Origin of the sequence: Saccharopolyspora sp. NPDC000359 (genome assembly GCF_040300525.1) — a bacterium.
GTDB lineage: Bacteria > Actinomycetota > Actinomycetes > Mycobacteriales > Pseudonocardiaceae > Saccharopolyspora.
This window is the reverse complement of sequence record NZ_JBEPDU010000094.1, coordinates 1-9,564: the sequence shown is the minus strand read 5'-3', so window position 1 is coordinate 9,564 and position 9,564 is coordinate 1. Positions and strand designations below refer to the sequence as shown.

Sequence of the window (9,564 nt, the reverse complement as noted above, 5' to 3'; positions counted from 1 at the left end):
TCTCCCCCCGGCCCGCCCCCCCCCCGCCCCGCGCGGGGTTTTTTTTTTCTAAACTTTTTACCCCCCCCGTTACGCACTCACGACCCCCTCATGCCGGGCAACGCGGGCAGGAGCGGGGTGTGCCCCGCCAGCCCTCGCGGCGCAACACGGTGACGACCTCCCGCGCCACGCCGCAGGGATCGGTGTGGACGTCGTGCCAGCCGTAGGTCAGCCGCGCCCGCTGCGCCAGCTCGGCAGCGTTGTCACGCCGCCGGTCCCGGAAGGCGATGCGGCGCGACTCGTGGAACTCCCGCCCGTCCAGGCGCACGGTCAGGCACACACCCGCATCGTCGTAGACCACGTCCTCCCAGAGGACCAGGTCGTCCACCACGAACGGCGCCTGCCGGTGGGCAGCCGGCAGGCCGTGCGCCTGCTCCACGTCCCGCAAGTACTCCGCCTCCAGCACCGACAGCGCACCACCGGTCAGCAGCTGCAGCGCGTCCTTCAACGCCTTGCGGTAGCGGTACGGCGGCCGGAACTCGAGCTGCGCCTGCACCCGCCACACCGCCAACCGGTTGGAGCCGACCAGGTGCACCAAGCGGTCCCGCGCCGCGGCGGCCGTCGGCTCGGCGACCGCCACGTCGATCACCGTGTCCTCGCGGTTGGTCCGCGGTGGTTCCGAGTGGGCCACGATGTGGCGGAACGCGCGGGACCGGTGCACTTGGACGACCGGCCGCTGGGACACAGCGGAATTCCCGTACGGCACGGTGATGTGCACCGGTTCGCCGTCGGCGATCGGCAGCATCCCCCACTCCTCGGCGGCGGTCCGGTGGCTCAGCACGGCCCAAGGTCCGCCGTAGCACAACGCCGCGCTGATCAACGACGACCTGGGCAGCGGCCCGGTGAAGACCGCGAACACGTCAGGCACGACTCGTTGCCAACGCCGTGCCTCGATCTGCGCGTTCGCGAAGTCCTGGGACAGGCCGAAGTCGCGGAGCTGCGCATTGGAGATCACGCCGTGCTGCGCGTCGAGCGCCTTCTGCCAGCGCTCCTCCTCTGCTGGGGACAACGACACATGACGGGACCACTTCGAATTCGTTGGCATGCCCTCGAAATCGGCAGTCGGCTCCGCCGCCCGCACCCCGTGGCCGAAATCTGTGGATGAACTCGTCAGTTGTGGACAACTGACAAAAACCCAACGGACGTCTCACCAACCTACGCAGTCACGGTCCGCACCGGTTTGTCGTGAGTGCGTAACAGTGTTCGAACACTGTTACGCACTCACGACCACGCGGTCAGCTCTCGCAGCAGTGGGAGCCGGTGCTGGGGTTGGGTGGGACGTCGAGGGTGGGGTTGCGGTCGAAGAAGCCCACCGGCTTCAGGGTGAAGCCGCAGTAGTCCACCGGCATGATCGGCCAGTCCTCGGGGCGGGGGAAGTGGGTCAGGCCGAAGGTGTGCCACAGCACGATGTCCTCGCCGTCGATGCTGCGGTCCGCCGCGGTGAACGCCGGGATGCCCGCACCGCCGTGGCTCTGGTTCACCCACTCCCCCGCCGGGTAGCGCTCGTCCTCGGCGTGCTGGGTGACCCACAGGTGCTTGGTCGCGAACGCGGCGCGCTGGGCGATCGAGGACTCCGGGTCGGCCAGCAGCACCGGGGTGCCCTGCGGGAGCAGCGCGTAGCCGACCGGCTGGCCGAGGCGGTTGGTGCGCTCGGTGTTGACCACGTGCCAGGCGCGGCCCGCGGCCGGATCCGCCTCGCGCCCGCCATCGCTCTCCCGCGCCAACCGGGTGACGCTGCGGGTGAAGGCGTTGCCGTGCGGGTTGTCCGCGCTGATCGGCACCCGCTGGGCCGCCACCTCGTCCACCGCGTTGCGGGTGCCGTCCACCATCATGTCCAGCCGCGCGCCGAACAGGTGCTGGTGGTACGGGGCGCCGAGGCCGGGGGCGAGCTCGTTGGCCCAGCGCGTGCCCTCCTCCGGGTAGGCCGAGGTGAACACGATGCCGGTCGCCTTGGTCTCCAGCTGGATGGTGCCGTCCAGGTAGAGGTACCAGTAGAAGCCGTAGTCGTAGTTGCCGACGGAGACGAAGAAGGACACCACCAGCCGCCGCTGCCGCCGGGTCTCGGCCGTGCCGGTGAACACGTCGGTGTGCTTCCACAGCACCCCGAAGTCCTCCTCGTGCATGCACACCGCGTTGCGCAGGGTGCGCGGCGTGCCGTCCTCCTGGGCCACCACCGCGTCGAAGTAGCGGATCTCGCCGAGGCAGTCGCAGCCGAGCACCAGCTCGTTGGCGAGCTTGCCCAGCGAGTACTCGCCCGAGTCGAAGTAGTTCTGCCAGAACCGGGCCGGCGACGGGTCGCCGTAGTTGACCACCATCTCGCCGATGGAGGCCCGGTAGACCACCGGCCGCTCGCGGTCGCCGTCGCGGAACGACAGCTGGTGCAGCACCAGGCCTTCGCGCGGGTCGAAGCCGATGCGGAACCGCCAGTTCTCCCACCGCACCTCGTGCCCGTCGACCTGGAAGCTGGGCCCCTCGGGCTGGGTGATCTCGATCGGGCGCAGCGTGTCGCGCAGCGGGCCGGTCACCGCCTCGTCGGTGTAGTCGCCACTCTCGGCCGGTACCGGGAACTTCCGGTCGTCGACCACCTCCAGCACCCGCTGCTCGATCACGTCGACGTAGGCCACCAGTCCGTCGATCGGGTGCGCCCAGGGCAGTTCGTCCGGGCTGTTCTGGGCGAAGGCCAGGGCCCGCAGCATGCGGCGGCCGCTCTCCTCGGCGACGCCGAACCACCCGGCCGACAGCGGGCACACCCGCACCTTGGTGAGGTCGTCGAAGCCGCGGTCGCGGATGGCGCGCTGCCAGGTCTCGTCGTCGCGCACGACGCGCTCGACCAGCTCGTACTCGTCGAGCATCACCGGCGGCTGGCCCTGCTCGACCGGGTTCACCACGGCCTTGCCCACCACTTCACCGCTGGTCAGCGAGACCAGGGTGGTGGTCAGCTCCCCGGTCTTGACGTCCAGCAGCACCGAGCGCGCCCGGCGCTCCACCGGGTCGCCGTCGCGGTGCGCGAGCACGGTGGCCTTGTCCGGTTCCGCCAGCTGCACCAGGGGGAAGCGGGTCGACTCGCGCAGCAGGCCCGCCTGCTGCAGGACATCTCGGTTTCGCAGGACCTCCGCCGCGCTCAGCGGTTCCAGCGGGTGCATCGTCATGGCGCCCAACCTCTCGAAGTTCCGATCTGCACTGCTCAACCCAAGTTCACCCAGACTCCCTTGGTCTCGGTGAATTCGTCCAGCGCGTGGGCACCCATCTCCCTGCCCCAGCCGCTGGACCCGAAGCCGCCCCACGGCGCGGCGGGGTCCAGCAGCGGGAGCATGTTGACGAACACGCTGCCCGCCCGGATCGCCGCGGCGGTGCGGTGCGCGGTGGCCAGGTCCCTGGTCCACACGCAGGCGGCCAAGCCGTACTCGGTGTCGTTGGCCCGCGCCGGGAGTTCCTCGGGGTCGTCGTAGGGCAGCACCGACAGCACCGGCCCGAAGATCTCCTCCCGGGCGATCGTCATCTCGTCGGTGACCCCGGAGAACACGGTCGGGCGGAAGAAGTGGCCCGGCCCGTCGCCGCGGCTGCCGCCGGTGACCAGCTGGGCGCCCTCGGCCAGGCCGGTTTCGACGTACCCGGCGACGTGCTCGAGGTGTTCGGCCGAGACCAGCGGGCCGAGCTCGGTGTCCGGGTCGAGCCCGGCGCCCAGCCGCAGGCCCGCAGCGACCTTTGCGATCTTGGTGGCGAACTCGTCGACGCGCTTGCTGTCCACGTAGAAGCGGGTGTAGGCGGCGCACACCTGGCCGGAGTTGAGCAGCGCGCCCTGCAGGTTGCCGGCCACCGCGGCGTCGATGTCGGCGTCGCGGGCGATGATGCTGGGCGCCTTGCCGCCCAGTTCGAGGCTGACCCGTTTGAGGTTGCCCGCCGCGGCCACCACGATCTTCTTGCCGACCTCGGTGGACCCGGTGAACGACACCTTGTCCACCGCCGGGTGCTCGGCCAGCGCCCGGCCCGCGTCCGGGCCGCCGGTCAGGCAGTTCACCACCCCGGCGGGCACCCCGGCCGCCGCACACAACCGCGCGAGCTCTACTGTGGACAGAGGGGTCTGCTCCGCGGGCTTGAGGATCGCGGTGTTCCCGCACGCCAGCGCGGGGGCGAGCTTCCAGGCGGCGATCATCAGCGGGAAGTTCCACGGCGTGATCAGCGCGCACACCCCGACCGGCTCGCGGCGGGTGTAGTGCAGCGCGCCGGGCACCGACACCGGGGAGGTGGCGCCCTCCAGCTTGGTGCACCACCCGGCGTAGTAGCGGAACACCTCGGCGGCCATCGACACGCTGACCCCGCGTGCCACGCCGATCGGCTGGCCCTGGTCTCGCGTCTCCAGCTCGGCGAGGTCGTCGGCGGAGCCCTCGATGAGGTCGGCGATGCGCCACAGCAGCCGCGCCCGCGCGGCGGGCGGCATCTCCCGCCAGCCCGGGTCGGCGAAGGCCTCGCGCGCGCTGGCGACCGCGCGGTCGACGTCGGCCGCACCGGCGTCGGCGCAGCGGCCCAGCAGTTCGCCGGTGGCCGGGTCGTGGGTGAGCAGCTCGGCCCCGTCGGCGGCAGGCACCCAGCTCCCGCCGATGAACAGTTGTCGGCGCACGGTCTCCTCCTGGTGGCTGGCGACGCCGACCACTCTGCGGGCCTACCCGCCCCCGCTTCTTGCCCGCGCGTGAACACCACTTGTCCACCCGCGCACGCGCGGCGACCGCTCAGCCGCCGAGGTGCGCCGCCCGGTACTCGCGCGGGGAGACCCCGAAGGTCGCCTTGAACAGCCTGGAGAAGTGCGCGGCGTTGGGCAGACCCCAGCGACCCGCTATGGCGCTGACCGGCAGTTCCGCCAGCTCCGGGTCGGCCAGGTCGCGGCGGCAGCGCTCCAGGCGGCGGGCCCGGATCCAGCCGCTGACCGGGACCCCGTCGGCGGAGAACAGCTTGTGCAGGTAGCGCACCGAGATGTGGTTCTGCGCCGCGATCGCCTCCGGCCCCAGCTCGGGGTCGGCGAGGTGCTCCTCGATGAACGAGCGCAGCCGCCCCAGCAGGTCACCGCGCGCCGCGGCGGGCTCGGCGCTGTCCTCCACCGCCGCGGCCAGCACGTCCAGCACCGCGTCGCAGATCAGCAGGCCCGAGCGCGACCCGGCTGCGTCCTCGCGCACGCACAGCTCCTGCACCAGCGAGCGCACCAACCGCCCGGTGCCGTGACGGCCGTCGAAGCGCCGGGCACGCAGCCCGGCCAGGTCGCTCGGGCGCAGCCGCAGCAGCTCGCGGGGGAACATCAGCACGATCGAGCGGAACGACTCGTCGAAGTTGAGCGTGTAGGGGCGGCTGGTGTCGTAGAGCGTGAAGTCGCCCGGCGCGAGCAGGGTTTCGCGACCGTCCTGGCACACCACCGCGTTGCCGCGCAGCTGCAGGCTGACCTTGAGCTGGCCCGAGTCGCCGCCGCGGATCAGCTTCGAGGTGCGCGAAACCCGGTGCGGCGAGGCGGAGATCTCCGACAGGTGCACCGCGCCGACGTGGTGGGACCGGATCCGGGCCCGGAAGCGGGCCTGCTGCGGACCGCTGGCCCGCAACGGCACGAACGCACCCGAGATGACCTGCTGCCAGGCGTCGAAGTGGTTCGCCTGCACCGCCGCACCGGCGCTGAGCACAGCCGACATCGAGACCTCCACTGGTCGATGCCGAGCACGGTACAAAGCCGACCGGCAAAACACCACGGTTGCCACCCAAGTCGCAACGCGGCCGGAACTCACCGCCCGTCGAAGCCGCGCCGCTGCTCACAAGGCGCGCCGATCAGGTCGTCGGCGCCCCGAGGCCGCGTTCGCGCAGTTCGCCTTGAGCACGCTCGGCGGCGGGGTCACCGTCAACCACGTGCCCGCGATGCTCCGGCGTGCCAGCGGCACACTGCCGCTGACCACCGGATGTCGTCGATGGTCCCGGCGCCGTTCGTCGGCAACGTCGGGCTGGGCGGCGGGCCCCCCGCGCACTGCACCTGGATCTGGCGCCGAAGGGGTGCACGCCGGGGCGATCACGATCGCCACCGGCATCAGCACCGACAACGCTGAGGAGCGCTACGCGGAGCTGGCCGAGCGCCTCGACCGAGCGGGGGAGTCATCGGCGATCCCTCGAAGCCCTCGCCGGGGGTGGCCGGCGCGTTGGTGGCCCGGTCGCCGGGGGATTTGCGACCGGGCCGCCTCACGGGATGGGCGTCCGGGGGTTGACGGCGCCCATCGGTCGCGCGCTTCCGCGGCCTGCGCCTCAGCGCCGCGGAATCACGCGATCACCAGCGGGATTCCGCTGGTCAGCCACCGCTCGGAAGTGGCAGGAACGTGATGTGGGACATGCTGCCCGCGCGCACCGGCGTTGTCGCGCTTTTGCCACTATCGGCACTTCTGTCACTTGTGTAACCGGGCCCAGCGGGCGGTGTTCGGGTCTCGGACCAGGTACGGGTTAACGTTCCCGCACCTGGTCGAGGCGGAGGTGACCATCGTGCTGCGGGTGCAGGCGTCGCTGTCCCGGCAGCTGCTCAGCTGGCAGCTGCTGATCGTCTTCGCGCTGCTCACCTCGGTCGCGGTGTTCTCCGTGGCGCAGTCCGACATCGCCTTCCGGGCCACCGAAGGCCGCCGGATGCTCTCCGTCGCCGAGGACCTGGCCGCCACCGACGGCGTGCGGGTCAGCCTGCAGAACACCATCCGGCGCGACGCGCTGCCGATCTTCGCCGAGAGCGCCCGCAGCCTCTCCGGTGCCGACGACGTGATCATCGCCGACCACCGCGGCATCGTGCTCACCTCGCCCGACCCCGGCCAGCGCGGCAAACCGCTGCCACTGGGCGACAGCACGGTGCTGCAGGGCCGCTCGTGGGTCGGCGAGGTCCGCACCGACGGCGTGGAGTCGCTGGTGGCGCACGTGCCGGTGATCTCCGACGACGCGCACATCATCGGCGTGGTCGCAGCCGGCAGCAACACCCCCGACGTGCTCCAAGGCCTGCGCGAGGCACCCGAGAACCCGCTGGCGCTGCTCGCCTTCTCCACGTTCCTCGGGGTCGCCGGATCGGTGCTGCTGGCGCGCCGGGTCAAGCGGCAGACGCTGGGGCTGGAGCCGCGTGAGATCACGCGGCTGGTCGAGCACCGCGAGGCGCTGCTGCACGGCGTGCGGGAAGGCGTGCTCGGCGTCGACGAGCAGAACCGCATCACGCTGGTCAACGACCAGGCGCGGCAGCTGCTGTCGCTGCCCGACGACTGCGTGGGCCGCGACATCGACTCGCTGGACCTCAACGACCGCGCCCGCGACGTGCTCACCGGCCGCACCGACGGGGTGGACCAGATCGTGCTGCGGCGCGGCATGGTCGTGGTGCTCAACCGGATGCCGATCTCCTCGGTCGGCGCGGTGGTCACCATGCGCGACCGCACCGAACTCGTCGACCTGCAGCGGGAACTCGCCGTGCACCGCGACACCACCGACACGCTGCGCGCCCAAGCCCACGAGTTCAGCAACCGGCTGCACACCATCTCCGGGCTCATCGAGCTGGGCGAGTACGAGGAGGTGCAGCGCTACGTGCTGCGCACCAGCCACGACCACGAGCAGTGGCACGCCGAGGTCACCGCGCGCATCCACGACCCGGCGACCGCAGCGCTGCTGATCGCCAAGGCCAGCCTGGCCGCCGAGCGCGGCGTCGGGCTGCGGCTGGACGAGGGCAGCTACCTGCCCGAGATCGACGAGGAGCTGTCGGCCGACCTGGTCACGGTGCTGGGCAACCTCGTGGACAACTCGCTGGACGCGCTGGAGGGGTCGACCGGCGCCGACCGCTGGATCGAGGTCGACCTGCGCAGCACCGACGAGGTCGTCGTGGTGGTGCGCGACTCCGGTCCCGGGGTCGCCGCCGAGATCGTCGAGGAGGTGTTCCGGCACGGCTTCACCACCAAGGCCGCGCGCGGCGGTGATCGCGGGCTGGGGCTGGCCTTGACCAGGCAGATCTGTCATCGTCGCGGCGGCTCGGTGCAGGTGCACAACGCACGCGGCGCGGTGTTCACCGCGCGGCTGCCGCTGGGAGGACCGCAGGCATGATCAAGGTGTTGGTGGTGGACGACGACTTCATGGTCGCCAAGGTCCACAGCGGGTACGTGGCGCGGGTGCCCGGGTTCGAGGTCGTCGCGGCCGCGCACACCGGGACCGAGGTGGTGCACGCGGTGGAGGAGCTGCGCCCCGACCTGGTCCTGCTCGACATCTACCTGCCCGACGTCGACGGGTTGTCGGTGCTGCGGCAGCTGCGCGCGCACCCGACGGCCGACCCCGACGTCATCGTGATCACCGCCGCCCGCGACCTGGACACGGTGCGCGGCGCGATCCGCGGCGGCGCCCTGCACTACCTGATCAAGCCGTTCAGCTTCGAGGCGCTGCGCGACCAGCTGGAGGCGTTCCGGGCGCTGCACACCAAGCTCAGCGAACTGCCCGGCGACGCCCCCGCCGAGCAGCAGGACGTCGACCGCCTCTTCGGCACCCGCACCCGCCGCGCGACCCCACCGAAGGGCCTGACCAACGAAACGGCGGACATCGTCGAGCGCATCCTCCGCGAAGCGACCGAAGCGGGCGGCGACCTCTCGGCAACGGAATGCGCCGAGGCCAGCGAGCTCTCCCGCGTCAGCGCCCGCAAGTACCTGGAGCACTTCACCGACACCGGCCGCGCCGAGGTCCGCCTCCGCTACGGCGGCACCGGCCGCCCAGAACGCCGCTACCGCTGGTCCACCTGACCCCGGCGCGGCACCGGAAGATGCAGTTCCGAGGGAGGTCAGAGATCTGACTTCCCTCGGAATTGCGATCACCAGAACCCCTGGTCCGGACTCCGGGACCATTTCCCCACCCGACGCCGCAGGCGAGCACACTCTTGACCGGAACTGGGATCTCACCCGGGACTGGCGCGGATCCAAACGGAACTCCGATCCGCACCAGGCCTCGGGCGCAGTCCGCACCGGATCAATGGACGACCTCGAACACCGAGCACCGTTCCCAGGGAAGCTGAGCGCAGGTTCGGAAACGATCGCAGTTCCTGGTGAAACCACGACCCACCCCAACCGCTCACACAGTCCCACTTGGAACTGCGTCCCCAGGTACGGGTTGCAGTTTCAATTGAAACTGCGATCCGCCCTGAGGCCCAACCGCAGTTTCAATTGAAACTGCGACCGACTCGGGGACTGGAGGCACGCTCCCAACTGGAACCGCACCCCGAGGCGCCGACTGCAGTCCCGGTGGAGACTGCGCCCCGCCGAAGCTCGAACATGGCCCAATTGGAACTGTGTCCCGAGGTACGGGTTACAGTTTCAATTGAAGCTGTGGTCCACCGCGGAGGGCTCCGACCACAGTTTCAGTTGAAACTGTGGTCTACCCCGAAGGCTCGGGTTACAGTTTCAGTTGAAACTGTGGACTCGCCGGGTGCCGGGTGCCGGGTGCCGGGTGCCGGGTGTTCGGGGTCGGTGGGGTCAGGTGGTGGGGAGGCGGAGGCCGTTGTAGCCGGCTCGGGCT

Annotated in this window: 6 protein-coding genes; 2 read left to right on the top strand and 4 right to left on the bottom strand. The window is 70.9% G+C overall.

Annotated features, from left to right (window positions below; translation table 11 throughout):
• Nucleotides 1-88 precede the first annotated feature (88 nt).
• The 4 genes from ABT324_RS32815 to ABT324_RS32800 form a co-directional block, all read right to left on the bottom strand.
• Nucleotides 89-1,054, bottom strand: coding sequence for a hypothetical protein (locus tag ABT324_RS32815; RefSeq protein WP_351185622.1), 966 nt, complete (start codon nucleotides 1,052-1,054; stop codon nucleotides 89-91).
• Nucleotides 1,055-1,274: 220 nt separating this feature from the next.
• Nucleotides 1,275-3,188, bottom strand: a complete 1,914-nt coding sequence (locus tag ABT324_RS32810; RefSeq protein WP_351185619.1) for a primary-amine oxidase — start codon at nucleotides 3,186-3,188, stop codon at nucleotides 1,275-1,277.
• Between the two features lie 35 nt (nucleotides 3,189-3,223).
• Nucleotides 3,224-4,657 carry an aldehyde dehydrogenase family protein gene (locus ABT324_RS32805; protein ID WP_351185616.1) on the bottom strand — a complete coding sequence of 478 codons (1,434 nt, stop codon included), beginning with the start codon at nucleotides 4,655-4,657 and terminating at the stop codon, nucleotides 3,224-3,226.
• A 109-nt stretch (nucleotides 4,658-4,766) separates the two neighbouring features.
• The gene (locus tag ABT324_RS32800) at nucleotides 4,767-5,708 is read right to left on the bottom strand and encodes an AraC-like ligand-binding domain-containing protein (RefSeq protein ID WP_351185613.1); all 942 of its coding nucleotides are present in this window, start codon (nucleotides 5,706-5,708) and stop codon (nucleotides 4,767-4,769) included.
• Nucleotides 5,709-6,537: 829 nt separating this feature from the next.
• Here ABT324_RS32800 and ABT324_RS32795 point away from each other — a divergent pair.
• Nucleotides 6,538-8,112 (top strand): sensor histidine kinase, encoded by a 1,575-nt coding sequence (locus ABT324_RS32795; RefSeq protein ID WP_351185625.1) that lies wholly within the window; start codon nucleotides 6,538-6,540, stop codon nucleotides 8,110-8,112.
• Entirely contained in the window at nucleotides 8,109-8,795 is a 687-nt protein-coding gene (locus ABT324_RS32790) for a response regulator (protein WP_351185610.1), read from the top strand. Before ABT324_RS32795 ends, ABT324_RS32790 begins: the two co-directional genes overlap by 4 nt.
• Nucleotides 8,796-9,564: the final 769 nt, after the last annotated feature.

Excerpts from the sequence above, each read along its gene's own strand:
- ABT324_RS32810 (WP_351185619.1), bottom strand. The coding sequence starts at position 3,188 with ATGACGATGCACCCGCTGGAACCGCTGAGCGCGGCGGAGGTCCTGCGA.
- ABT324_RS32800 (WP_351185613.1), bottom strand. The coding sequence starts at position 5,708 with ATGTCGGCTGTGCTCAGCGCCGGTGCGGCGGTGCAGGCGAACCACTTC.
- ABT324_RS32790 (WP_351185610.1), top strand. The coding sequence starts at position 8,109 with ATGATCAAGGTGTTGGTGGTGGACGACGACTTCATGGTCGCCAAGGTC.